Here is a 23,747-nt window from a genome sequence, read left to right on the forward strand (position 1 = left end):
GTTCCGTCGTTCGCGATGAAGTGGCGGACCCTCACCCACCCCCAACCATATCTTCTCTATGCAATTGCGGTGCCAAATAACTGACCCCATGGGTCACCAAAGGCCGCCGGCCGAAGAAGCCTGCCGCTCCATTCACGGCAGCGGCAGGCGCAGTTGGCCCGGGGCGTTGGAGACCCGACGCAGATCCAACCTTTAGGATGCGCTGTTGTTCCAGCCTGTTCCGCGCTTCAGACCTTTGCGCCATGGTTAACGACCTTTGGCTGGCCGCTCTATAAGTCGCATCACAGTGCCTCGGGATTCGACAGTCCGCCTCCCGGCTTTGCGCGATCGAATGGCTAGTACAGAGATTTGGCTGTCGAGAGCACTGCTTGCGCACGCCCGGATCCGCTCTTGCCGCCGGTGCTGCGCTCCTCGAAGTTCCCGACACAAATGAAAACCCGGCCGGCGGAGCCAGCCGGGCAGAGGCAGATGCTGGGCCGGGACCCCAAGGACCGTTCGGAGAACCGTCAGAATATGAACCCGACATCATGGAAGAAAGGCTCGCTGGCGCGAGCCAGCGGGCTATCAGCCGCGATGCGACCTTTGATTGTGCGCGGTCGGTCACGCCCGATCGCATCAGCGTGAACATCCCCTCCTACGCCTCACCACATTCGGTTGTCGATTCGACTTCGAAGGCAGTGATCAGGCAGCACGTGGAAATCACCGCAAGCTCACTGTGCGGACTGACGGCGGTGAAATCGTCAGTTCGGCGCCGCCGATAATGACGGCCCGGCCCCACAGGGGGAGCCAAGCCGTCATCTCAGTAGCCGTCGTTGTTGTCGATAACGACGGGATGATGATGATGATGGCGGCGGTACGTCGAGGTTGTAACGACCACGGTCGCGTGGTGACGGCGATGATGGCGGTGACGCCACCCGCGATGGCCGTTGTCGTAGAACACTTCCTGGTGGTGATGTCGCCGGTGCATACGCCCACCGTCTTCGTTGTAAACTATCACTGGCCGATGATGGTCGCGATGATGATGTCGATGGTGGGGTGCAACGACCACGTTGACTTCGGTCGCCGAGGCAAAAGTCGGCACCGCCATGAACAGCGCCAAGGCGCCGATAATGACCTTCTTCATAATCAAGTCTCCGAATTTCCAAACCGGCCCTTCGCGGAATCAACTGCTCCGCGCGACTTTGGTTCCGGCGCCATTTGCTTCGGTCAACGCGCCGGCCGCTTGTTCAAGTTTGCGAGCTTGGTCATCGATGCGGTTGATCTGTCTGAGCACTCTCTCGGTAAGCATTTCAAGTCGAGCGGCACGATAGAGCCCTGTGTGCTGGACGCCCTCAAGGTTGAAGCTCACGATCATCGGTGGCTCCTCTCAGAATCGTACAGTGGGGTTGAGCTTGGCCAAGCGGGCTTGGGCATCGATCACACGTTGCTGTTCCACTCGGATGCGGTTGCAAACTGCCAGGTTGATGGCGACGCCACCGCAATCCGCCGCCAGTTCGTTTGCGCGATCGAGCAACCGATCGGCCCGGTTGATGCGCTGACGCGCTCTGGCAGCTTCAAAATCCAGAATTTCGACCATCATCCCGTCTCCTTCGGGGTTCTGATCCCTTCAGGAAATCAACTGGCGACGGGAACTTTTGTTCCGGCGATCCAAGCCACGGGTCCGGAGGACGCGTGGATGACCGTGCTCGCTCATCCTCGCCGGCGCGCGAAGCATTCAGGGCGTCGGCTAAGGAACACGGCGTTCCAGCCGGGCTACATACGGGCAACTATTTTCCAAAGCAGAGGACCGACGAGACGGCCGGCAGCTTGCTAAAAGGCCCCGGCGCCTGGGTCCGCGCCGAAGCCTTTAGGGCATGTAAGAGCTACACGGCATGTCCGCTTATGAGCATCCGCTAATGTCGTGAATGAATGGTAAATGGCACCCACCCCCCCACGAGGTCGGCCTTATCGTCAGGAGACTACACGCAATTTGCGCGTAATGCGGCCCTGCCCCTTGAGCGGTCGTCCAGCTACCAGGAAGCCTCCAGCCAGGCAAGCAGTTCGCGCGCCGCACCAGATGAGCAGAAATAGTGGACCGTCTAGATTGTCGGTAGTTTTGTGTGTCGCTCGGCAGCCAAGTGGAGAACGAAATAGATCCCAAGCGTGCGGATTGGGCGGCCGGAATGGGGCGGGGACCAGTAAGTCTGGTTGTGGCCAGTGAAGAAGGGGACGCAAGCCATGCAGCAGCATTTCGCGACCCATGTGGGCAATGGCCACAAAAAACGATGTGGTTGCATTGATCACTGCCCAGGGGCCGAGCACGCTCGCATTGAAATGCGCGTTGCCCGGCAAGCCTCCGGGTTACCACCGAAGGATACCAAGGCGCCCACTTACGCCCCGCCGACCGCAAGTCGTCGCCGAAAACTGCGCGTTCGACTGCACTCAGCACTGCCGCCCATTCCCTCTTGTAGCGCCCACTCGGTCGTACCGGATTTACAAAAGCGGAACCCGCGTCAATTTCAATAGTTCTTGGCATCGGATCCACAGTTCGGTTGTCGGCAGGTCACCGGACTAAACGCAAGGCGACCAAAGTGCGGCCCGAACGCTTCGGTGTGATATCGGCTTTCAGAAATGCGACCCCGAACGGACGGGGGTTTGCCCATTGCCTCGACATTCTCAAATATGTCGCGGTGGCAATTGCAGCCTCCCTGTTCACCTTACTAGTCATAAACCTCACGCCCGAACCACGTGTGCTGCGATCGATCGTGCCGCATCGTTTTGACGCGGCCGATCCACAATTCGCGCGAAGCATGGCTGCCTATTCGCAAGGCCAGGTTTTCGAGGCAAACGCTGTACAAACGCTGGTCAACGGAGATGAGATTTTCCCAGCGATGCTGAAGGCCATCCATGCGGCTCGGTCGACCATCGACATGGAAACCTACATCTATTGGTCCGGAAAGGTCGGCAACGAATTTGCGAATGCCTTGGCCTCGAAAGCGCGGGAGGGCGTCGAGGTCCGTGTGCTGGTGGACTGGGTCGGCAGTTTACCATTTGACGAGGATCTCATCCACATCATGACAAACGCGGGCGTCCGGTTTCAGCGCTACCGCCCCATCCACTGGTACACGCTTGACCGGGTGAATAACCGGACGCATCGGAAGCTGCTGATCGTTGACGGACGGTTCGCCTTTACCGGCGGGGTGGGTATCGCAGACAACTGGCTGGGAGACGCGCGCAATCCTGATGAGTGGCGCGACACCCACTACCAGATCGAGGGGCCCGCAGTGTCCGCCTTCCAGGCAGCCTTCGCTGAGAATTGGCTTGAGACCGCGGGCGAGACTTTGCAGGGAGAGAAATTCTACCCGCCATTGGAAGCAGCGGGAGCTCTGGATACTCAACTGGTGCTATCTTCCCAGCCAAATGGCTCCGATGGAATGGAGCTGATGATGTTGGCTGCGATAGCCGCCGCCAAAGAACACCTTCGGATTGGGATGGCCTATTTCGTCCCCGATGACATCGCCTTGCAGCAAATATTGGATGCCAGAAGACGAGGCGTGGCGGTCGATGTCATCTGTCCCAACGGCCTGACAGATGTCCCCATCGTTCGGAAAGGCTCTCGCTATTTCTGGGGAGAATTGCTGGAGGCCGGGGTTCGGATTTATGAGTTTCAGCCTACCATGTATCACCCTAAACTCCTGATCGTTGACGATGTTTGGGCGAGTTTTGGTTCAACCAACCTGGACGAGCGGTCGTTGCGGCTGAACGACGAAGCTTCTCTAAATGTTTTGGGCCGGGATTTCGCACGCACACAAATCGACTTGTTCAACGAAGACCTCAAGCGATCAAGGGAGATCAGTTTGGCCGAATGGCAATCGCGTCCCTTGAGGGAGAAAGTCACGGACTGGTTGGCGAGCAGGCTTCACTCGCAGCTTTAACCTTCGCTTGTGCGTGGTTCTGATCCTGGCAAAGTCTCCGGAGGCGGTCGTTCCCACGCGGACATTGCCCCACCTATCGGGAAAACGCTTGGATCGCGAGAGGCGGCGAGCCCAACGATGCTGGCGGGCACTCGCACTACTCGATGATCTGCACGACCTTGCGGGTGTCAGGGTCAACCAGAACTGCATGGTCTCCGACAACCGTGTACTTGTACCGGACGTCGGGAACGTCGATCGTGTGAAGCTCAACCGTATCGGGAAGCGCCGAGCCAACATTGAGTTCGACGCCAAGCAGGCTGACCGACGCCAACTTCTGCTTGTGAATGTACTCGCGAACGACGGTCTGCTGTTCGGGCTTGAGAATAAGCACGTCCTCAGCAAATGAAGCGCCTACACCGGCCATAAGCACGACGGCGCTGGCGGCGCCGATGAGATATTTGTTCATGGTGGTTCCTTCCCTAGGTCAGTTCTCAGTTTGGAGATTTTGGTGCTAATGATCAGCCACCTGCAGGGGCTGGCGCAGGGTTCGCCGGTGCGGCTGGGGCTTCCACCTTTGGAGCTTCAACCTTTGGCGCTTCGACCTTTGGCGCTTCAACCTTTGGCGCTTCAACCTTGACGTTGATGTCCTGGCCGCCGGCACCGCCGCCATGGATGTTGATAACGCCGGCAAATATCAGGAAGACTACGATCGCTATGACCCCAATAACAACAGCGATCACAGTACCGCTGCCGCCGGAGTTTACAACAGTTGGGCCGTCAGCCATGGCTTTCTCCCTCCTCTTTGCTCAGTTACTTCGAAACAACGGTCGCCGCAGCTTGGTGTTCCACACTAGGGCTTAAGTCTGATCGAGACAGGACTTCAGTCTGATCTTCTGCATCTTAAGCGGCCCAGTCGCCAACCTGCCTTGTGCGACTGCGAGGCGTTCGCGATTTTGGAACTACTACCGTGGACCGAGCGTCTTGAGGCGACCTACGTCATCAGCAGCCTCGGCCAACAGCCAGTCCCGGAATGTCGGGATTTTAGGCAGCATCGATGTCGCCTTGGGACACACGATCCAATAGGTCTTGGACAATCGCAGAGCCGTGGCGAACGGCCTGACGAGGCGCCCGTTGAGGAGGTCCCACGCCGCAAGCGTCGTGCGGGCGAGTGCGACGCCCTGGCCGTCGACAGCGGCGTCTATGACCAGACTGGCGCGGTTCAAGATCGGTCCGTGGGAGAGTTCGGCATCAACCACGCCAGCGGCATCGAGCCATGCCGACCAGTCCTTTCGGTCATCAAGATGCAGCAACGGAAATTTCAGTACATCGGACGGCTCGCGCATCCGCTGGTGCAGGTTGGGACTGCAGACCGCGAACAGTTCCTCCGAGCACAGGCGGACAACTTCATGCCCCGCCCAGTTACCATCGCCATGCCGCACCGCAAGATCGACATCCTCTCTGGCGAAGTCGACGTGATGCATGGTCGCAGAAATCCTCAGATCGATGGCTGGATGCGTCTCGGCAAACCGGCCAAGGCGGTTGACCAACCATTTGGCGGCAAAGTCGGGCGACGTGCTGACCGTCAGAGCTCCGGCCCGTGATAGATGCTGGATGCGCTGCGTGCCTAGTGCTATACCGTCGAAGGCATCGCGCACCACCTCCAGATAGGATAGCCCGGCCCGTGTAATGCTCAGCTTCTGGCGTTCGCGATCGAACAGCCTGATGCCCAACTCAAGCTCCAGCGCCTTAACCTGATGACTCACCGCGCCCTGCGTCACGGATAGCTCTTCGGCCGCTTTGGTGAAGCTCTCATGGCGTGCTGCCGCCTCGAAGGCTTTGAGGGCATTGAGCGATGGCAGTCGGCGGGCCAATTTCGCACCACTTCATGAGAAAAATTGGGCCTAGCACTAGAAACCATGCTTTGCGCGCCGCACGAGATTGGCGCAATTCAGCGCCACAGGTCAACACGGACGCCGCGAAAGGATGAGAAATGTTCAATCACTCGCTGACTGAAGCGCAGAGGCATTCGTCGTCACCGCCGACACATGTCCGTCACATCGCCAACAATGTGACAAGAGCGATTGCGCTGCTATCGCGCTGGATCCAACTCCACTGTCAACGCGAACAATTGGCCGAGCTTGAATGCCATCAGCTTGCAGACCTGGGTCTCAGTCGTACTCAGGTCCGGAACGAATGCGCAAAATGGCCTTGGCAGGCCTAATTCTCGATCGCCCTCGCGACGCGGTCGGATCAGCGAAGCAGGATTTCACGGACTGCAAGAGGATGACGCCAGCTGGCACGGGCCTCAAGGCCGCTCCTGACAAGATCAACCTAAAGACCAGAAACCAAACGCCCGTCCTGTGCAACTTGAACCCCTGTACTTCACTGACGGGACTTCCGCTTGGCCCTGGACAGCCGACATGAGTTGCGGTGCCGTAGTGTAATGGTGCCGGTTCCGACGGTCTCAGTCGAGTTCCATCTGACCGCTCCCGCAATGGCAGCACCTACGTCGCTTCTGGTGGCGGAGCTGGGGTTTCGGAAAAGACATAGCCCCGAGGTATCCGGTAGATCTCGGCCGTCATGCCTAGATGGCCTCGGCGGAATAGCAACGGAAATCAATACCGCCGAAGATGACCCTTCCTGCACCATCTGATAGCCGCGTTCGTCAAATTGCCGCCCACGCTCCTCGTAGTCGCTGCCGCGAGGTGCTGGATCCCATCGCCACGCCGCTCCAGAAAGTCGGCGTAAACCGACCGCCCGCTAATCAAGCGCTGGCCGTCGCCACGGCGCGGATCCCGGCCGGCAAGCTAATGCTCTTTCGTCACAAGCTGACGCACAAAGGCCAGCGCCTGGCGTTTGCAACCGCTGCTCACCATCCATCCAAGAACCTCTAGCGGATTTTCGGGAACGGCGTTCTGCGGCAACGCCTTGATCTCGATCAACGCCGATGTCTTGCTGGTCTCGACGACGAAGGATTTTACCTGGGCGGGAGCAGGGTCCGCAAGGGAGTAAGTGGCCTTGCCGGCGCTCCAGACCAACCCGGTCAATGACTGTCCGCCACCGAAGCGAACCGAAAACACTGCGCTCTCGCCGATCCCACGGCGCGCAAGAACCACCTTGCCATTGCGGATGCAGCCGGGAGCGGATTCTTCGATGGAAATCGCCCACGGATCGTCAAAGCCGCTTGGTTTGGATTGGTCGACGGTAGTGCGTGCGCTTCCAATGGACTCGCTCCTCTGGCGCTCGTTGGTCAACAGGCTTGCTATCAGCGCAAGATTTGAAAGTCCTGCCTGCCCGTCGCTGGCGGGCCGCGAACTGTTGGACTTCGAGGCATCCTCGGTGACCACGAAGGCTGCAGGCCCTGTAATGGGATTCACGCTGCCGTCCTCGCCGAGCAATGTGACGACCGTACCGGCGGGCACGTTGATAACGTCGCTTGGCGTAAAGACCTTGCCTGCCGGCAGTTCATCCACAACCGGCTCGGTCGATAGGACCACATATTGGCTGCCAGCGACCGCGCGTTGCGCCGTCACAACAACGGCCACGGCCAGGGTCAGAGAGGCGATTTGCGAGATTGGACGCATGAGGCACATCATGGCCCTATTTGTCGGCAAGATGAATGTCTGCCCGGAAGTGTCCGCTTGCAAGACGGCCATGGTGAAAAGCGATCAGAGCGTCTTGCGGATAGTTTATGACCAACAGTTCAAATGCCGCTTTCGCGAGCGTATCTTCGGTGGCGAGCAGGGCATAGGCCTTTGCATATTCCTCGCAAAGTATCATATTTTCTGACGTACCGCTCATTGCCTCGAACGCCTCGATGCCTTGGTTCTTGCCCTTAAGGTGCAGAACTCCCGTAGGGCGCAACAAGAAGCGCGTTGCTTGTTTCGCGACTTCCAAGCTTATGCAATTCTTCGTGCCGATGTACTTGTTTGCGCCCTCCAGTCGGGCCGCCGTGTTTACCGTATCTCCAACAGCCGTGTAGTTGAAGAACCGATCTCCCCCGAAGTTGCCGACGATTGCCGGCCCGCCATGAATACCTATCCGTGTGGCGCCGAATGAATAGCCTCGTTCGGCCGATCTTTCCCGCAGCCGCTGCTCCTGGTCCTGCACAGCCAGTGCCAGGGACACCGCCCGCTCCGCCTGGTCCTTTTGCGCTGTCGGAGCCCCGAAGAAGCCGACCACCGCATCGCCGATGACCTTGTCGATGGTTGCACCATGCTCGATGAACAACTCGCAGAGCGCGTCCAAATATTCGTTCAATATGTCTGCGAGCACCTCTGGCGCGAGTTTCTCGCTGAGTGACGTAAACCCCTCGACATCTGTGAATACACAGGTGATCTCACGTCTCTCGCCACCGAGGTGGAGTGCGTCAGGCTCCTTGACGATCGCTGCAACGACGGCCGGGCTGACATATTTCGAGAAAGCGTTTTGAATGAAGTGGCGATCCTTCGCGTCCCGTCTCCAAGCCAGGAACCCAACGAATGCCGACAGCCCGAGCACAAGCAATGCAGGGGCGACCATCGGAAAGAGGATTGCGAACCTCGAGAAGGCCCACGCCTCGCCGATCCAAGCCAGCACCACCGCACTGGCGACGGCGACAGGTTTGAAGACCACTGGGTTCGGCCGCGAAACGATCCATAGGCAGAACAGCCCGACAATCAGCATTGGCGCGTAACCCACTGCAGGCCAAGGGATCGTTATCCTGTCCCCGGACAAGAGACCGGCTAGCGCGTGGGCGTGGATGACGACGCCAGGGAGAACACCGGTTTCCGCACCGCTCAACAACGCGAACGGTGTCGGATGATGGTCTATTTGCTGTAGGTCCACGCCGATAAGAACATATTTCCCTTCGAACCAGCTGAGCGGTGCCAGCGGAACGGTCTGTGCCGGATAGGTTCGAAAGTTGAAGGGCAAGCTGCTCGCCGTGCGATAGTAGACCATTTCCTCCGGCCAATGGCCGCGACTAATGCCGGTCGATGCCGCGACCGCGGCAGCAAAGCTTGGCGTCCAGCCGCCTTGCGCTTCTCGTCCGGGAAAAGCTCCACGGACCACACCGTCGAGATCGTCATGCGACAGCGCGGCAAGGCCGCGCTTTGCCGACGGAGCGAAAGCGTTGAGATAGTCGGACTGCCTAGTCGTGAGGCCGTCAGTTCGCGACCCCGAGGCGATTACCACAGGCACACTGGCGGTCTCGATGACAGTTTCGAGCCGGGCATCCTTTTGCGGCTCTGTTGGCTGGTCGAACAACAGGTCGATACCGATGACACGAGGGTGAGCTGACTCGATCCGGGCCACGAGGTCGGCCAAGAAGCCGCGGTCCACCGGTGAGCGGTATGGAAATTTCGCCAGGGTTTGCTCTGTTATAGAGACCACAACGATGTTGGGTGGAGCTTGGGTGAATGGCGAGATCGAGATCATCATCACGTCTCGCAGGACATTCTCCAACGGCGGTGACACGAGAGCAGTTAAGAGGCCCAGCAGAACCAGATAGGCGAGCGATGCGGCGATACCACCTCGCTGGAGGCTGACGATCCGGCCAACTGTTCGCACTCCGAAAATAGCCCCCTAAAGCGGTGAAAGCGCTATTCACCGCCAGCATACCCGTTCGGCCCTGTCAGGCAAATTGGCACCCGTGCAGGGGCCCCGCACCGAAGCGTCGCCGACAAGCGCCGTGCAGCCGCAGGCCATTCATCCCCAGCCCCGGGCGCTCTTTTCGGCTGCGTTAGCCTCTGATACAGTTCCTTTGGGGAGCCGTTTCTGCCATGCGCAGCGCTTTCATCCTGTTGGTTTTATTGTTTGTTGCTGTTTCAGGACAGGCAGCCGCCGAGAAACGGGTGGCGTTGGTGATTGGCAATTCGGCCTACCAGCATGCCGTACAACTCGCCAATCCGAAGAACGACTCGTCAGACATGAACGCCAAGCTTCAAAGCCTTGGCTTCGAGGTTGTCAGCGGCCAGAACCTCGACCTCGCGGGAATGCGTCGTACGGTGCGCCAGTTCCTGGACAAGCTCGACGGTGCCGACATCGCGCTGTTCTTCTATGCCGGGCATGGGCTGCAGGTGAACGGCAACAACTACATGGTGCCGGTCGATGCCCAGTTAGCCAGCTACAATGACCTCGACTTCGAGGCCCTTCCGATGGACCTCGTACTCTCAGCGATGGAGCGCAGCACCAAGGTCAACCTCATCTTCCTGGATGCCTGCCGGGACAATCCGTTCGCCGAGAAGCTTTCCCGCTCGATGGGGACGCGCTCAGGTTCCGTGAGTCGCGGTCTGGCCAGGCTTGGCAGCGGAGTTGGCTCGCTCATCGCTTTCGCGACGCAACCGGGCAATGTTGCCATGGACGGAGCGGGGCGGAATTCTCCATTCACGAGCGCACTAGTCGCTCACCTCGGCACACCGGGGCAGGATATCATGCGCGAACTCATCGATGTGCGCCGCGATGTGCTGGCGGCGACGGATGGCAAGCAAGTGCCGTGGGAGAACTCGTCACTGACTGGCGAGGTTGTGTTGAAGCCACTCCTTACGGATCCGAAAGCCGTATCTGCCCCCGCATCACAGCCTGTGGCGCCGGGCAATGCGGTCGAGCTTGCCTATTGGGCGACAATCAAGGACTCGACTGACAAGAGCTTCTTTGAGGCGTATCTGCAGCAATTTCCGGGCGGCGCTTTTGCGCCGCTTGCGAGGTTGAAGATGGACGCGATCGACAAGCGCATCGAAGTGGAACGGCAGGCGGCGCACCTGCCGGAGATTGGCCCCGCCACCGCAGCCACCGACAATGCCAAGGGGACGGAGGTCGCAAGCCTTGAACATCGCGACCCGCTCGTCCAGTCATCCGGACCTGGCACGGACGCCAGGGAACTTGCGCGCGCCACCCAACGGGAACTCTTGCGCATAGGGTGCCTTTGGGGCTGGGCTGACGGAGAGTGGGGAGCCGGCAGCCGCAAAGCGCTGCAGGCCTACGCGGATCGGCAAGGTGTCAGGCTGGCATCGCTGGAACCGACGGCGGAAATTCTGGAAAGGCTAAGGGCGGTCGGAGGCCGTGTCTGCCCGCTTACTTGCGACAATGGAATGAGGGTGCAGGGCGATCATTGTGCGCCGCAGGCGAGTAGCCTGAGCGCGTTTGACGGCACATGGAGACTGGTCAGACGCGCAACAACGGACTGCGGCGATTGGCGAGAACTCTCAACGACCGTCGTGATAAGTGACGGCAAAGTATCGTCCAGCTCCGGATTTACAGGAAGAATTTCCAGCAGCGGCGCTGTCAATATAAATCATACCTTTGTTTATAAAGGAAAAACAGGCGGGAACACGGTGACTGGCGTCATAAAGGGTGACAAAGGAACCGGCAAATTTAAAGGCACCGGCGTTGGCAGCGGGTGTTCTGGAAAAATCATTATGCAGCGGATGTAGGAGAAGGGAGTAGGCCGTCGCCCGCTTTTTGTTGCAAGGCCAATGCTACGCGGCCGGCTTTTGGAAGAGCTGCATGCAAGGCAAGAGCCGACCTGAAAGCCGAACGGCGATTGGACCTCTTGTCCAGACTGATGGGAACCGCTTTGCGTCGATCTTCTCGTCAGGGAGGCTCGCGATCCTTGCAGCGGATATGGTCGGCTATTCAACGGCGATTGAGATCGACGAGGTCGATACGCTGGCCTGGATGGAACGAGGGCCGGATCGACCGCCGCGCCCAGGACCGGCGCATGCCAGCCCAGCAATCCACAAGCTGAAGCCTTCTTGGCCGGCCGGTGACCGCTCTTAGCGCCGCCAAAACGTGGCGGGAATTACTGGGATGAGGCGCAAACCTGTCGTTCGCGTCTCGACCAGACTGAATGGCTGGGCAGGTAGCCGACTTCAACCAAGCTCCGACCAGGCTGAGACAGGATTTCGGTAGGGCGACTGCAACTTCGAAATCGACAGGTGGCGTGTGACTGGCGCACGACAATTACCTCGAATACGGCGTGAATTTCCACGAACATTCCAACGCTGGTTTCTCCGGCGTCGCCCCATTGTCCCTCCATCGACGGCGCGATGATCGCGTCGCAATGATGGAGACCAAAATGACGACGCTTGACCGTACAAATCATGAGACCGCTGATGCCGGATTCAACCTTTATGGCTTCATACGCCACGCTGCGCGGCTATCTTGCCATGTTCTAAAGGTGCGCAGCGAGCGCGCCGCACTACAGGCAACGCCCGACTATCTGCTGAAGGACATGGGCATCTCGCGCTCCGAAATCCCTCACTACACCTCGATACGCTACGCGATGCTCAATCAGGGCAGAATGGGTACCGGGAATTTTAGATGATGGTCTGCTACCTGCTTGCTGACAAGGCAAGCGGCGGATTGTCAGGCGAAAGATGAAGATGATGGAAGATCAACCCTATTCCGTCTCCGCCAATGTCCGTGCCGCGCTCGATTTCCTCAAGGCGATCGAGCGCGGCGACGCTGCCGCGGCCGGTCGTGCCTATGACACGCAGGCCATTCAGACCGAATTGCCGAATGGCTTGAAGCCTAGGGGTGACAGCCGCGGGGTGGAGCAGCTCGCCGCCGATTTCGAGCGCGGCAGGAAACTGCTGGCAAGGCAGACTTACGAAGTCGGCGCCGTGACCGCGCAAATGAACCGCGTCGTGCTGGAGGTCAAATGGATCGGCATCGTCGCGATCGACCTCGGCAAGCTCAAGGCCGGTGATGCCATGGTGGCTCACAGCGCCATTTGTTTCGATTTCCGGGACGGCAAGATCGTGTCTCAGCGCAACTACGACTGCTTCGAGAATTAGCGCCTCGCGAGCGTCGATCTCGTGAGATAGCGACAGCCGACCATCTTTCCTGCACTCTCGGCCTGACCTCCAGGAGGACCATGCCTGGAGGCTTTTTTTGCGTGACCTGCTTCCGAAATCCCACGGAGGGCTCCGAGGCGTCGCCACTTCAGGCGCGTTCCAAAAAAACCGCGGCCAAGCAGATTCCACGGAAGCCGTATCGAAAATTCCACGGTCGTATCCACCCTCGTTCACACGCTGCGAGCCCAGAGGAATGTCGTCCGGCAAACAAGCCGTACCAACCTTTGGAGAAACGAAATGCAAACCAACACCAAGCCTGCACGCGTACCGCTCAACGGCGTCGATACCCCGAATTTGCTCGCGACGATCAACTTTGTCGCCGGTCAGCCGGAACTCGCCAAGTTCCAGTTCCGCGCTCACAACCAGTGGGTTGAAGGCACGCATTCCAAGAGCGCCATGCTCGGCTTTTACGGCGCCGGCCAGGAGCAGAACCACGCCAAGGCGACATATGCCGACAGCGACCACCCGGCGGTCCTGTGCGGTGCCGATCGCGGCCCGACGCCCGTCGAGTGGCTGCTGCACGCGCTGGCCAGCTGCCTCATGGCCGGTGTCGCCAACATCGCGGCCGCACGCGGCATCAAGCTGACGAAGGTGCAGTGCGCGGTCGACGGCGATATCGACTTGCGCGGCATACTGGGCATCTCGGACGAGGTCCGCAACGGCTTCCAGAACATCCATGTTTCCTTCGAGATCGAAGGCGATGCTCCGGCGGAAAAGCTGAACCGGCTGATCGAACAGGCCCGTGCCCGCTCGGCCGTGTTCGACGTGCTGACCAACGGCGTGCCGGTGACCGTCGGCATCAAAACCATCCAGTGAGCGATGGAAAGGCGGTCCGGATCAACTCCGGACCACCTCCCCGGAATTTGGAAAAGAGCCATGAAACACGTGGATGTCATTATCGTCGGCGGGGGCCAAGCCGGGCTTGCGCTAAGCCACTGCCTCGGCCGCCTAGGCCTCGACCACCTCGTGCTGGAGCGCGGTCAGATCGGTGAGCGTTGGCGTTCGCAGAGCTGGCACTCGCTGCGCCTGCTGACGCCCAACTGGCTGAACGAATTGCCGGGTTCGCCATATCAGGGCGATGACGCCGATGGCTTCATGGCCAAGAGCGACTTCGTCGAGTGCCTGGAAAGTTACGCCAGGCGCTGGCGAATGCCGGTGGAGTGCGGCGTCGAAGTGCTGTCTTGCATACGAACCGGCGGCATTTTCCACATCGCTACCAGCGCCGGAGGTTTCACGGCTCGAGCAGTCGTCGTGGCGACCGGCCATTGCGACCGGCCGGCGGTGCCTTTTGTCCGCCACGGTCACGCGGCCAGCCTCCATGCGAGCGCCTATCGTTGCCCGGAGAATCTCGGCCCAGGCGACGTGTTGGTGGTCGGAGCCTCTTCATCCGGGGTGCAGATAGCCGACGAACTCGCTCGCGCCGGCCATCAGGTCGTGCTCGCTGTCGGCAAACATACAAGGCTGCCACGGCGCTGGCTGGGCAGGGACATCTTCTGGTGGTTGCGCGAGATGGGCTTCATGACCCAGCGCCCGGCCGATCTTGCCGATCCCGACAGCGCAAGGCGGCAACCTTCCCTGCAGCTTGCCGGCCGGCCGGACAACGCAAATATAGACCTAGCCTCGCTGCAGGCGGCAGGCGTTACGCTGACAGGACGGGTGGAGGCCAATGACGGCCGGGTTATCCGCTTCGCCGACGACCTGGCCGCCAGCGTCACGGCGGCCGAGACGAAACAGGCTCGGCTGCTCGACCAGATCAACCTCTTCGCCGGACACCTGTCACGGGAACCTTACCCGGAACCGGTCAAGGTGAAGCCGGTCTATCCGCGCCAGCTTTCGCTGGAGCATGGATCGATCGGCACTGTTATCTGGGCGTCCGGCTATACACGTTCGTTTGGCTGGCTGGAACCGTCCGCCCTACGCGCCGATGGCGAATTGGCGCACCGCGACGGCGTCACCAGTGTCGCAGGCCTTTACGCGCTCGGCTTTCGCTTTCTGCGCAAGCGCGACTCCAACTTCATCGGTGGTGTCGGCGCGGACGCGCAGGCCATAGCCGCGGAAATCTCCCTTTATCTCAACTGCCATGGCCGCAAGGCCGCCTGAGGACCACGACAATGATCCCTGCTCGTTCCCACTACGACGCCGTTATCGTTGGTGCACGCTGTGCCGGCGCCTCTACCGCCATGTTGCTTGCCCGCGCCGGACTGAGCGTGCTGGCCATAGAGCGGAAAGCCTATGGGTCGGATGCGCTGTCAACGCACGCGCTGATGCGGCCGGCGGTGCTTCAACTCGTGCGCTGGGGACTGTTCAAACCCCTCATCGATGCGGGCACGCCGTTGATCGAGACCGCAACATTTCACTACGGCGCCAGTGAAACCACACTACCGCTTTATGCAAGCGCGGACCTGCCGGGCCTGATCGCGCCAAGACGCACCGTACTTGACCGAACGATCGTCGACGCGGCGCGCCAGGAAGGGGCCGAGTTCCTGCACGATACAGCCGTCGCCGACCTCTTTGCGGACGCGCACGGCCGGGTGCGTGGCGTCGAGATCCGCGGCATCGGCAACGCGCCCCTTAGAGTTACTGCCGACATCGTGGTCGGGGCGGACGGCATCGGATCGCTGGTGGCGAAATGCTGCGGCGCTCAGGTGCTCCGGCAGGGGTGCGTGTCGGCCGCCCACGTCTTTGCATACGCTCCGGCCATGCCGGGCGCGTCCTACCACTGGTATTTTCAGCCGGGGATGGCCGCCTCCTATATCCCGACCAATGACGGCCTAGCCTGCATCGTCGCGACGGTGCCGACCGCGGTTTTCGACGACCGCTTTCGCGCCAACCGTGATCAGGCTCGCATGGATGTGCTAGCAGCGCTCTCGCCCGAACTTGCGACGCAGGCCGCCCGTGCAGCAACGGACAGCCGGTTGCAAGCGTTCCGGGGTGTGCCCGGATATCTGCGCCAAGCGCACGGCGATGGCTGGGTGCTCGTCGGAGATGCCGGCTTCTTCCGCGACCCGATAACCTCGCATGGCATTTCCGACGCGCTGCGCGACAGCGAAAGCCTGACGCGGGCAATTCTCGATGGTTCAAGGGCTGCGTTCGAAGCCTATCAGCAGGAACGCGACGCGATCGCCGGTCCGATCCTCGATACGACCGATGCGGTCGCCGGTTTCGACTGGACGCTTGGCTGTATCGAGGAACGGCATCGCCGGTTCAGCGCAGTCATGAAGACGGAGATGGCACAGCTTTCGGCCGCCGTACTTCCCGAGGACAGAAAGTTGGCTCTCGCCAGCTGAACGAGGCTGCCAACCCGATACAGCATAAGTTACCAGCGCTGTTTGGGCTCAGCCGCCTGTTTCAGCGACGAAGGCGCGGACGTGGGCCACGAATTCGTCGAAGGCGGGTTCGCCGTGGAGCAAAATGTGATTCTGGCTCTCCAGCTCGAAGAAACGCGCGCCGGGAATGCCCGCGGCGATGGTGCGTCCGGACTCGACAGGAGCGACCGCGTCCTGGCGAGCATGCAACACCAGTGTCGGAACGGTCACCTTCTCCAGAAGATGACTGACGTCGATCATGGAAAATGTGTTCTGCAGGCGCCAGGCGTCATCAGGCGTTATGGTGCGCCGCTGCAATTCATCCATCCAGGCGAACTGTTCCGCCGTGGCGCCTCGGATGAAGATCGACGAGAAGAGCTGGCGAAACAACGGATTGCTCTTGCCCCAGCCCTCGCGCATCAGCGTCGCCAACGCCTCGCGTGTTGCAATCTCGCCGGGGTCCCCACGCGCCCGCCAGCCTTTGACATAGCCGCCATAAAGGATCATTCCCGATACTCTCTCGGGATGCCGCACGGCATATTCAATCGACAAGGCGCAGCCCTGCGATATGCCTAGAAGGGTAAACTGTTCAAGCCCAGCTGCTTCGACAACACATTCGAGGTCCGAAACCATGGCTTCGAACGAGACATCGGGCACGTGCCACTGGGAAAGGCCGTTGCAGCGCTCGTCATAGCGCACCAGTCGGTTGTCGCGGGACAGTTCTGACATCCAGTGCCGCCAGATCGGGCTGTCCCAATCATAGGTCAAATGCGACATCCAGTGCGCGGCGCGCAGGATCGTGGGCCCCCTGCCCGTGCTGGCATAAGCCAGTCTGGTGCCGTCGCGTCCTCGGCAGAAATGCACGGCACGTCCAGGGTCCTGACCTGTAGCAGGGATATCGGGACCTGGTGTCTGTTTAACAACGTGCGGAGCGGCACGGGAGGCTCGGCTGACGGGCCTGGCCGCAGCCGACCTGACCTCACCCTCCAGCGTGTTGATTTCCCGCGCCAGATTAGCATCCTCCGGCACTAGCCGTCGCAACCGCTGGGCAAGAGGCAACGCTCGTTTCGGTTCATCGGCCAAGCGCCCAATGAGCTCCCGCAAGATACTCAGTTCGACGATCTCAACCTCACTGGCAATACCCTGACGCCAAGCCTCGTATTCGAAGCATCGCTCAAGCGAAAGATCGGCAAGAAATGAGCCGCTGATTGAACCCAGGACTGCTTCGAGTTCATCTGTCGCAACGACGGAAAGGTCTGCCTTCACCAACGGTCGAAGCTTTGCATAGTCAAGCCCGGCTTCAACCCGCAAAGCGACGGTATTGCGGTCGGCACTCAACGCGTCATCGTGCTCGCCAAGCACCTGACGAATTTTTGACAGGCTCCAGCGCAAGGCGCCGCGCGGATCATCGGGGATGTCCCAGAAGATTTCGCACAGCCGCTCACGCTGATGCTGCCTGCCAGTCACCGCGAGATAGGCCAATAGCGCCCGGGTTTTCCGCGAAGGCGGCAAATCAACCAGGTTCCCGTGGCGGGCGACTTTGAAATCACCGAGTACGCGTAGCTCCAGCAGACCGGGATGAGGGCGGATGCTCATGCGGGTGGTAGGACTTCCAGACATATTTCGCTGTTCGGTTTCGCCTGGGCAGGTCATGCGAATTCAATATCAAATTCAGCTAATAATCGAAAGGGCGCGTCGGAGGGACAGTGAGGATCGAACACATAGAATGTGATCTGCCGAACACGCCGAAGGCGCGAGGAAATGATCGAGAAGGCAATGAAAGTGGATGCCAGGGACGGCATATGGGACGACCCGATATCCAGTCGCCGGAATCGATTACCCGTCACATGATCGAAGCGCACCTCCACGACCAACTCCGCGCGCACGGCTCCCATTCGCCGATACGTTCGCTGCTCCATCGGCTTGGCCCGCCCGGCCCCTTGCCAGTGAAGCCTGATGGTTCGCGCAACGCTTCCAAACGATGGGTCAGTTCCGAGCGTTCGTGGTTAGAGAATAGCGAGCGAGCGGCTTTCCGGACTTGGCGCGAAGATCCACCGCGTTGCCGGCCTTAAACGACAGACACCGAAATCCATCCCACTTAGGTTCATATTGCCAGACACCCTGTTCCGCGGGAATGGCGTCCGCACATTTGGCTTCCGTGGGAGCAGGGTCGATTGGCAGGAGAAATAAGCCGGAAGCGCTCATTTTGCTTCCCGCGCTTCTGGCGACTCTTTCCAGAGATCGAGAAGCGGACCGCTGCCACCGTAGACAGGATCCTGCCGCGGTTTCGCGACTTTGGGAATGGTCTTGACCGCGCGAGCATGGTCCTCCTTGCTTTTGCATTCGTCGTAGGTCCCGTCCGGCGGATAGGCGCCGACCACCAGAAAGTCGTCTTCGGCATACAGACACTCGTGGCCAGTGCCTGCCGGAAGGACTGCGACGTCCCCCGCCTTCATCGTCAGCGAGCGGCCGCGCTTGCCGCCGAACTGCACCTTGGCCGATCCGCGAGCCACTCCGAGAACTTCGTGAATGCGGGAATGGTAGTGAACATAGTTGTAGATGCCGTTCCGCCAGGACTTTTGCCAGCCATTGCGTGCGAAGAGATCCTCAAAGATTGCGGCCGGATCGAACTTGGCAGGCAGTTTCGCAACGCTATGATACACGACCAAAGGCCAGTAGGGATGATTGGGGATGATGCCATCATCCTTGAAAAGGAACGTGTTCGCCTTGCGTGATCGCAGCAGGCGATCAAGATCGTCGCTTGGGGGCCGCTGCCAGCCTGTCACCTTCTCGACGAACTCTTTTCCGCTTTCGAGTATTGGCATCATGTCTGCCCCAGCCCACGCACTCGCTGAATAGCATTCAATGATTTATAAGCTCACCCGTTCCTTGTTGGGAGCGTGACCTCTTTGTCTTGCCCACCTTCGCAATCGGCGGTCCTCGTTTTACCACCCACGCGGTCACCATCCTCAGTTTGACGGGAAGAAGCCGAGCCGATACGGGAAGGCGAACCCCATGGCGAGCAGTCTCCTGGCTCTAAACAGCCCTCTTCGGTCAATCGAGCTCGATCCAGGCCGGCGCGTGGTCGCTAGGCTTTTCCCATCCTCGAGTATCGACGTCTACGCCGGCATCTCTCAGATGGCCGGTGAGCGATGGGCTCAGCAGCAGATGATCCATACGCAGGCCGGAACTCCGATCATACCCGCCCCGATAGGAGAAATTCCAATAAGTGTAGGTGCCCTTCTCAGGGTGGATGCGCCTGACGGCATCGATCCAGCCCTGCGCGAGCAGCGTGGCATAAGCTTCGCGGCTTTCCGGGAAATAAACGGCATCACCTAACCATCGGCTCGGAACGACTGCGTCAATAGGCGTCGGCACCACGTTATAGTCACCGCAAAGCACAACGGGCGCCCCTTTTTCGAGCAGCGGTTTGCCATAACTGATGAGGCGCTCAAACCAGCGCAGCTTGAAGTCGAACTTTGGGCCGGGCGCGGGATTACCATTTGGCAGGTAAAGGCATCCAACGATCAACCCGTTTATCTCGGCCTCGATGTAACGGCTATGCGTATCATCGAGGTCTCCGGGCAGGCCGCGCCGTCGTTCCACCGGTTCGGCACCCCGCGCAAGGATGGCCACGCCGTTATAGGATTTCTGACCATGCCAAATAGCGCCGTAACCCGCTGCGCGGATTGCTTCGGCCGGAAACTTTTCGTCCGAAGTCTTCAGTTCCTGCAGGCAGACAATGTCGCAGGGGCTCTCAGCCAACCATCTCAGAAGTACGGGCAACCGACCATTGACGCCGTTCACGTTGAAGGTGGCAATGCGAGTGGACATCGTCGGTGTGCTGTCTATTTCTTGCCCAGCTTATCCTCGACTTTTTTGCGGCTGCTGCCCACCAACCTCACCGCCGACTTCACAGCATCCTTGCTCGCGCCGGTCTAACCGGCTTCATAACGCACCTCGTGATCCTGTCTGCCGGCAACCTTGACCCGATCCTGGTTGCGCCCGCGCGTCGTTCCACTAGTGGACATTTCTTCCTCCGAGTTTGCTGCTTCAATTGTTCACAACGCAGCCGGACTCTTTAGGTTCATCCAGCAGCAATAAGAGACGTGAGGTTGGAAGGACGCTTCCGCTCCGATTTTGGGGTCCGGAGGAGGCACACAAAAGACCGGCCAAATTTCTGGCACACGCTTTTGAACCTGTTTTTGCGGGAATCGTTTGCCCTCGATGCCTGCCGCACGGCAATCCGGCATAGTAGAGCAGCGCTTTGGATCCGTGTTGCTTTTCGGAGGATATGGCTGTGCGAGCCACTAAGCGGTCGAGTGGAAAACCTTCGCTGCTACTCTTCTGCCTCCTTCAGCGCGTCACCGTGCGCCCGCTTCTCGCGCTCCCATCTCTGGCTCTCGTAGGCTTCCTCTTTGTCCAGTTCCTCTCGTCGCTGCCTGATGGAGTTCGTCGCGCTCTCGTGGCGGCTTCGAGCGCGCGCGAAAGCGGCATTAGCCTTGTCGATCATCCGCTGGCGTTGTTTCTTCGCACGCTCGCTCCTGGCCTCCGCCTTTGCGCGATCAAGGGCCTCGCGTCTTCTTTCCCTTTCGAGAGCAGCCGCCGCGTTCCGTTCCGCTTTCTCGTCGGATTTCATGCCGGTTAGCTTGCCGGTGTCTGCGCGCTGCGCACGACCCTGGGAAGCTCGTTGGTCCCCATCGAGTGCTGTCGGAAGCACAGCCTTTTCAGTGAATTTCCCGTGCGATCCAACCGGCCGGCGCAACACGACACCTGGCGCGGCCATTGTTGCATCCACCACTTTGGGGTCTTCTGTCGGTTTCGCGAATCCGCGTTTAAAGATTTCGGGATCGGCACCCCATGCCTCTGCGGCAGCTTTCATCGATGGTGCTGCGACGACAAGGTCAAAGAAGCCGATCGAGGTTTGATAGACTTTTAGTTTCTTCGCCATCCGATGGAGACCTTACAAGTGTCCTTTTCTGGATTGCGCTTTCAATGGACCTTCGCGCCGGAGGCAATAGTGAAACACTGCTAGAGGTGCAGAGCAACCTATCGTATCGCCCCGGTCAATGGCTGCCCGTTCAGCCGCCCGCTTCGAAGGCGTTGCAATTAGTGAGGCCGATCCAACCTTCAGAGATCATGGGCCGTTGAAGGTGCCGTTTGCTGCCGGCGAATTGCCAGACATGGAATCGCTATCCCTATTTGCCGACAACATGTGGAATTCCTCGAATTTGCCTGGGAAATATCGGGCCAGATACCGCACCGCCTTAGAATTATCCATCAACCGGTCAAAATAGCGGCCTGCCGCGACCAGCTCCAGCTTCGCGACGCCACTTCGTTCAACCGCATCCAGATATGCTCGGCTCAGCCTACCCAACTCGAGTTCCATCTCCGCCATTTCATCCTTGGAAATGCCGGCGATTTGCTTTCGCAGATCGATATCTTTCGCCAATAATGGGCGTGGAGTAAGAGCAACGAGCATTTTCACGTAGCTAAACCGGGGCCGCTCCATGGAAATAATCAGCCGTGCAATCTCTATTTGCCTGGCTGGAACAACCAGTCGCAGCAAAGCGAAAAGCTTGGCCGACCCAGTGCAATCGCGCAGCAGATTGAGTGCCTCCGGGCAAACCTCGCAGGAGGGCACCACCTTCTCGCTCACGACAGAGGGAGGGTGAGGCGCGGCTTGAATTCTTTGCGCCAATGCATTCGGCATCGTTGCAAGGCCTTCGGATGCGAGCAGTGCCCGGAAGCGGCTGTCTGCTGTCATCAGGCGAACCGCCGCGGCAATACGTGCCAAACGCTCCTCCTGTTCTTTCGATTCCTCCACAAAGGCGCGCTTGCGCCGGCACGCGGTGTTATAGGTCGCCAGCAACTTGGAGCCTAGGCGTCTCATTGTCGGCATAGGCTGGTCGGGTGCAAAACGCCGCTGATTTCGTAGGTCGCTGTGCAGCAGAGCTTCGTAAGCAGCTTCACGGCTTAGTCGCTTTACGTTCATGATGTGCTCTCAACCGGGACTCGCCCCGCCAAAGCAACAAGCGGCTCGAGCGTGGAAAAAAGATATGAGTCAAGCCGCGCCCCGTTGTTGGCATGAAGTTCTCTTTTGCCGGCAATCTCAACGGCGGGAGCAATCAAGTAATCGCGAACGGAAAGGTCGCCAGGATCCATCCGGATCAGGGCAAAAATGTCGGGCATCGGCTGACGATCGGCCTTCGTAAACCAGCGCGGATAACCGAGGCCAGAGACCCTGCAGCGTGCCACTGCGATCGCAACGGTGATCTCATGATTGATCTCGACGAAGTCCGTTGCTCTGTTGTGGGTCGCATACGCCCCCCGCTTTTGAACCGCCGCCACAAGATCCTCAATCTCCTCCTGCCTCTTCGTTTCCAACCGCCTGTTCACATGGATGAAGCGGCAGCTCTTGGGCGGCTGATATCCGATCAATTCATAGGCTCTGACAATGCTACCGAAACGCGACTGAAAGCGGGTAGACGGAGGACAGTCGGGAGCGGCGTCGACAATAGAGGCGGACAACGCACCGCGACTGGCCAGAAGGGCCTTGAGGGCGGCCAGCATCTCGTCGTTTGTCATGCGACGGTAAATCGTCTTGAGGATAGCTTGAGCTCGATTGAACAGCTTACGGTCTATGACCGGCTCCACAACGTTTTCCGCTCGCACCCACTGCTCAGGTGGATTGCTGACATGACCGTTTTTGAGCCTGGTCGAGCTCTTGTTCCAAACGCTGTTGCCGATGTAATTTTCGTTGGTCAACACCGAGTGCAGAGAATCCCGCGTCCACAAACGCCTGCGGTCGGTCGGCACGCCCCGCTTGTTCAGCATCCTCGCGATCTCAAGCTCGGTCTTTCGCGTTTTGACAAAATTCTCAAAAATCCATCTTACCGTCGCGATCTCGTCAGGAGGTCCACGGACGAGAATTATCCGATCCGTCTGCAGGCTCTTGTACTCATGCGACGAAAGGAGACCTCTTGCACGTCCCTGTTGGTCGACAAGCAAGCGTCGCAGGCCGAGTCCAACTTTCCCGCCCTGACGAAATCCCATACGGATCAGCCTCGCCTGGCCGATGAATACTTTCTGCGAAAGCATTCTGCTGTGCTCGGCAGCCATGCTGCGTTTAATGGCCTTGAGGACATCGGATCCTATGCTGCCGTCGTTTGCGAATTGCTCGGCGCAAAATTCGATCCGGACGCCGGCCATCTGGCATCGGTACTCATGAGCGGCGCTCTCATCGATATTCTGGAAGCGTCCCCAACGGCTAACATCGTAGACCACAACCGTCTCGAAGTCGGCTCGCCCTTCCTCGACATCTGCCAGTAGCTGCTGAAGGCCTGGACGCCCACTCAGGTTTAGACCACTGCGACCCGCATCCTGGTAGGTGGCAACAATGTCGTAGCCCATGATATCGGCATAGTCGCGGATGGCTTCCTTCTGGTTTTCAATGGAATAGGTCTGCTGGTCAGTGGACATCCGCACGTACTGGGCCGCGCGAATGATCCGCTTTCCGTGGCCGGGCGCAAATGCTCGTTTGGCCATCAGCTAATCCGTGATTCCGGACTAGCACTCTATCGAGGCGGCATTTTCCAGCTGGTTAGGAATACCAGTCCAGTTTATGTCGAATCACCGCCTTTGGGCATTAAAGCCATCAACAGCCGAAAAAAAGTGACTCACTTCGTGAGCCGGCGCGCCGCCGTTTGGCC

23 protein-coding genes and 2 pseudogenes are annotated in these 23,747 nt (G+C 59.4%); 9 read left to right on the plus strand and 16 right to left on the minus strand.

All coding sequences use genetic code 11. The features are described 5' to 3' along the window. Positions 1-799: 799 nt before the first annotated feature. Genes ACWGTI_RS29515 through ACWGTI_RS29525 form a run of 3 tightly spaced genes read right to left on the minus strand, consistent with a single transcriptional unit; the run spans position 800 to position 1,579 of the window. The gene (locus ACWGTI_RS29515) at positions 800-1,123 is read right to left on the minus strand and encodes a hypothetical protein (protein WP_454590309.1); all 324 of its coding nucleotides are present in this window, start codon (positions 1,121-1,123) and stop codon (positions 800-802) included. 39 nt (positions 1,124-1,162) lie between these two features. After that, positions 1,163-1,354 carry a hypothetical protein gene (locus ACWGTI_RS29520; protein ID WP_454590310.1) on the minus strand — a complete coding sequence of 64 codons (192 nt, stop codon included), beginning with the start codon at positions 1,352-1,354 and terminating at the stop codon, positions 1,163-1,165. Between the two features lie 12 nt (positions 1,355-1,366). Further along, the gene (locus ACWGTI_RS29525) at positions 1,367-1,579 is read right to left on the minus strand and encodes a hypothetical protein (RefSeq protein ID WP_454590311.1); all 213 of its coding nucleotides are present in this window, start codon (positions 1,577-1,579) and stop codon (positions 1,367-1,369) included. Positions 1,580-2,570: 991 nt separating this feature from the next. Between ACWGTI_RS29525 and ACWGTI_RS29530 the strand changes: the two genes are divergently transcribed. Next, the gene (locus ACWGTI_RS29530) at positions 2,571-3,914 is read left to right on the plus strand and encodes a phospholipase D-like domain-containing protein (RefSeq protein WP_454590312.1); all 1,344 of its coding nucleotides are present in this window, start codon (positions 2,571-2,573) and stop codon (positions 3,912-3,914) included. A 136-nt stretch (positions 3,915-4,050) separates the two neighbouring features. Here ACWGTI_RS29530 and ACWGTI_RS29535 read toward each other — a convergent pair whose 3' ends face one another. The 3 genes from ACWGTI_RS29535 to ACWGTI_RS29545 form a co-directional block, all read right to left on the minus strand. Then, positions 4,051-4,359 carry a DUF1236 domain-containing protein gene (locus tag ACWGTI_RS29535; RefSeq protein WP_454590313.1) on the minus strand — a complete coding sequence of 103 codons (309 nt, stop codon included), beginning with the start codon at positions 4,357-4,359 and terminating at the stop codon, positions 4,051-4,053. A gap of 52 nt (positions 4,360-4,411) precedes the next feature. Next, positions 4,412-4,678, minus strand: a complete 267-nt coding sequence (locus ACWGTI_RS29540) for a hypothetical protein (RefSeq protein WP_454590314.1) — start codon at positions 4,676-4,678, stop codon at positions 4,412-4,414. A 177-nt stretch (positions 4,679-4,855) separates the two neighbouring features. Next, positions 4,856-5,764: a transcriptional regulator GcvA gene (locus tag ACWGTI_RS29545; protein ID WP_454590315.1), complete on the minus strand. Its 909-nt coding sequence runs from the start codon at positions 5,762-5,764 to the stop codon at positions 4,856-4,858. Positions 5,765-5,883: 119 nt separating this feature from the next. Between ACWGTI_RS29545 and ACWGTI_RS29550 the strand changes: the two genes are divergently transcribed. Beyond that, positions 5,884-6,114, plus strand: coding sequence for a DUF1127 domain-containing protein (locus ACWGTI_RS29550; protein WP_454590316.1), 231 nt, complete (start codon positions 5,884-5,886; stop codon positions 6,112-6,114). A gap of 586 nt (positions 6,115-6,700) precedes the next feature. On the opposite strand, the gene ACWGTI_RS29555 is transcribed toward ACWGTI_RS29550, so the two are convergent. Further along, positions 6,701-7,477: a hypothetical protein gene (locus tag ACWGTI_RS29555; RefSeq protein ID WP_454590317.1), complete on the minus strand. Its 777-nt coding sequence runs from the start codon at positions 7,475-7,477 to the stop codon at positions 6,701-6,703. Between the two features lie 16 nt (positions 7,478-7,493). Next, complete coding sequence (locus tag ACWGTI_RS29560) at positions 7,494-9,443, minus strand: CHASE2 domain-containing protein (protein WP_454590318.1); 1,950 nt, start codon at positions 9,441-9,443, stop codon at positions 7,494-7,496. Positions 9,444-9,655: 212 nt separating this feature from the next. Here ACWGTI_RS29560 and ACWGTI_RS29565 point away from each other — a divergent pair, with 212 nt between their 5' ends. The 7 genes from ACWGTI_RS29565 to ACWGTI_RS29595 all read left to right on the plus strand — a co-directional run bounded on the left by ACWGTI_RS29565 (position 9,656) and on the right by ACWGTI_RS29595 (position 16,017). Further along, a complete protein-coding gene (locus tag ACWGTI_RS29565; protein WP_454590319.1) occupies positions 9,656-11,305 on the plus strand; it encodes a caspase family protein in 1,650 nt (549 codons plus the stop codon). Positions 11,306-11,378: 73 nt separating this feature from the next. Then, a complete protein-coding gene (locus ACWGTI_RS29570) occupies positions 11,379-11,651 on the plus strand; it encodes a hypothetical protein (RefSeq protein ID WP_454590320.1) in 273 nt (90 codons plus the stop codon). A gap of 298 nt (positions 11,652-11,949) precedes the next feature. Then, a complete protein-coding gene (locus tag ACWGTI_RS29575; protein ID WP_454590321.1) occupies positions 11,950-12,198 on the plus strand; it encodes a DUF1127 domain-containing protein in 249 nt (82 codons plus the stop codon). Between the two features lie 58 nt (positions 12,199-12,256). After that, positions 12,257-12,670, plus strand: coding sequence for a nuclear transport factor 2 family protein (locus ACWGTI_RS29580; protein ID WP_454590322.1), 414 nt, complete (start codon positions 12,257-12,259; stop codon positions 12,668-12,670). 297 nt (positions 12,671-12,967) lie between these two features. Continuing rightward, positions 12,968-13,546 (plus strand): OsmC family protein, encoded by a 579-nt coding sequence (locus ACWGTI_RS29585; RefSeq protein WP_454590323.1) that lies wholly within the window; start codon positions 12,968-12,970, stop codon positions 13,544-13,546. A 60-nt stretch (positions 13,547-13,606) separates the two neighbouring features. Continuing rightward, a complete protein-coding gene (locus tag ACWGTI_RS29590) occupies positions 13,607-14,830 on the plus strand; it encodes a flavin-containing monooxygenase (RefSeq protein WP_454590324.1) in 1,224 nt (407 codons plus the stop codon). Positions 14,831-14,841: 11 nt separating this feature from the next. Further along, positions 14,842-16,017 carry an NAD(P)/FAD-dependent oxidoreductase gene (locus ACWGTI_RS29595; protein ID WP_454590325.1) on the plus strand — a complete coding sequence of 392 codons (1,176 nt, stop codon included), beginning with the start codon at positions 14,842-14,844 and terminating at the stop codon, positions 16,015-16,017. Between the two features lie 48 nt (positions 16,018-16,065). Here ACWGTI_RS29595 and ACWGTI_RS29600 read toward each other — a convergent pair whose 3' ends face one another. The 8 genes and pseudogenes from ACWGTI_RS29600 to ACWGTI_RS29635 all read right to left on the minus strand — a co-directional run bounded on the left by ACWGTI_RS29600 (position 16,066) and on the right by ACWGTI_RS29635 (position 23,583). Then, positions 16,066-17,631, minus strand: coding sequence for an alpha/beta fold hydrolase (locus tag ACWGTI_RS29600; RefSeq protein WP_454590326.1), 1,566 nt, complete (start codon positions 17,629-17,631; stop codon positions 16,066-16,068). A 230-nt stretch (positions 17,632-17,861) separates the two neighbouring features. Next, a pseudogene (locus tag ACWGTI_RS29605) lies at positions 17,862-18,046 on the minus strand (ATP-dependent DNA ligase); the annotation flags it as partial. A gap of 190 nt (positions 18,047-18,236) precedes the next feature. Next, positions 18,237-18,863, minus strand: coding sequence for a cupin domain-containing protein (locus ACWGTI_RS29610; RefSeq protein WP_454590327.1), 627 nt, complete (start codon positions 18,861-18,863; stop codon positions 18,237-18,239). Between the two features lie 226 nt (positions 18,864-19,089). After that, complete coding sequence (gene xth / locus ACWGTI_RS29615) at positions 19,090-19,869, minus strand: exodeoxyribonuclease III (RefSeq protein WP_454590328.1); 780 nt, start codon at positions 19,867-19,869, stop codon at positions 19,090-19,092. Between the two features lie 14 nt (positions 19,870-19,883). Beyond that, positions 19,884-20,066 (minus strand): annotated as a pseudogene (locus tag ACWGTI_RS29620) (DUF3606 domain-containing protein). Positions 20,067-20,374: 308 nt separating this feature from the next. Next, positions 20,375-20,986, minus strand: coding sequence for a cell envelope biogenesis protein TolA (locus ACWGTI_RS29625; RefSeq protein WP_454590329.1), 612 nt, complete (start codon positions 20,984-20,986; stop codon positions 20,375-20,377). Positions 20,987-21,172: 186 nt separating this feature from the next. Further along, positions 21,173-22,030, minus strand: coding sequence for a plasmid partitioning protein RepB C-terminal domain-containing protein (locus ACWGTI_RS29630; RefSeq protein ID WP_454590330.1), 858 nt, complete (start codon positions 22,028-22,030; stop codon positions 21,173-21,175). Further along, positions 22,027-23,583 (minus strand): recombinase family protein, encoded by a 1,557-nt coding sequence (locus ACWGTI_RS29635; RefSeq protein WP_454590331.1) that lies wholly within the window; start codon positions 23,581-23,583, stop codon positions 22,027-22,029. Before ACWGTI_RS29635 ends, ACWGTI_RS29630 begins: the two co-directional genes overlap by 4 nt. Positions 23,584-23,747: the final 164 nt, after the last annotated feature.

It is taken from the genome of Mesorhizobium sp. ArgA1 (genome assembly GCF_053714375.1).

Bases quoted from the DNA above. Each gene is read 5' to 3' on its own strand.
- ACWGTI_RS29515 (WP_454590309.1), bottom strand. From the start codon at position 1,123: ATGAAGAAGGTCATTATCGGCGCCTTGGCGCTGTTCATGGCGGTGCCG.
- ACWGTI_RS29520 (WP_454590310.1), bottom strand. From the start codon at position 1,354: ATGATCGTGAGCTTCAACCTTGAGGGCGTCCAGCACACAGGGCTCTAT.
- ACWGTI_RS29525 (WP_454590311.1), bottom strand. From the start codon at position 1,579: ATGATGGTCGAAATTCTGGATTTTGAAGCTGCCAGAGCGCGTCAGCGC.
- ACWGTI_RS29535 (WP_454590313.1), bottom strand. From the start codon at position 4,359: ATGAACAAATATCTCATCGGCGCCGCCAGCGCCGTCGTGCTTATGGCC.
- ACWGTI_RS29540 (WP_454590314.1), bottom strand. From the start codon at position 4,678: ATGGCTGACGGCCCAACTGTTGTAAACTCCGGCGGCAGCGGTACTGTG.
- ACWGTI_RS29550 (WP_454590316.1), top strand. From the start codon at position 5,884: ATGTTCAATCACTCGCTGACTGAAGCGCAGAGGCATTCGTCGTCACCG.
- ACWGTI_RS29555 (WP_454590317.1), bottom strand. From the start codon at position 7,477: ATGCGTCCAATCTCGCAAATCGCCTCTCTGACCCTGGCCGTGGCCGTT.
- ACWGTI_RS29565 (WP_454590319.1), top strand. From the start codon at position 9,656: ATGCGCAGCGCTTTCATCCTGTTGGTTTTATTGTTTGTTGCTGTTTCA.
- ACWGTI_RS29570 (WP_454590320.1), top strand. From the start codon at position 11,379: ATGCAAGGCAAGAGCCGACCTGAAAGCCGAACGGCGATTGGACCTCTT.
- ACWGTI_RS29575 (WP_454590321.1), top strand. From the start codon at position 11,950: ATGACGACGCTTGACCGTACAAATCATGAGACCGCTGATGCCGGATTC.
- ACWGTI_RS29580 (WP_454590322.1), top strand. From the start codon at position 12,257: ATGATGGAAGATCAACCCTATTCCGTCTCCGCCAATGTCCGTGCCGCG.
- ACWGTI_RS29585 (WP_454590323.1), top strand. From the start codon at position 12,968: ATGCAAACCAACACCAAGCCTGCACGCGTACCGCTCAACGGCGTCGAT.
- ACWGTI_RS29590 (WP_454590324.1), top strand. From the start codon at position 13,607: ATGAAACACGTGGATGTCATTATCGTCGGCGGGGGCCAAGCCGGGCTT.
- ACWGTI_RS29595 (WP_454590325.1), top strand. From the start codon at position 14,842: ATGATCCCTGCTCGTTCCCACTACGACGCCGTTATCGTTGGTGCACGC.
- ACWGTI_RS29600 (WP_454590326.1), bottom strand. From the start codon at position 17,631: ATGAGCATCCGCCCTCATCCCGGTCTGCTGGAGCTACGCGTACTCGGT.
- ACWGTI_RS29610 (WP_454590327.1), bottom strand. From the start codon at position 18,863: ATGATGCCAATACTCGAAAGCGGAAAAGAGTTCGTCGAGAAGGTGACA.
- xth (WP_454590328.1), bottom strand. From the start codon at position 19,869: ATGTCCACTCGCATTGCCACCTTCAACGTGAACGGCGTCAATGGTCGG.
- ACWGTI_RS29625 (WP_454590329.1), bottom strand. From the start codon at position 20,986: ATGGCGAAGAAACTAAAAGTCTATCAAACCTCGATCGGCTTCTTTGAC.
- ACWGTI_RS29630 (WP_454590330.1), bottom strand. From the start codon at position 22,030: ATGAACGTAAAGCGACTAAGCCGTGAAGCTGCTTACGAAGCTCTGCTG.
- ACWGTI_RS29635 (WP_454590331.1), bottom strand. From the start codon at position 23,583: ATGGCCAAACGAGCATTTGCGCCCGGCCACGGAAAGCGGATCATTCGC.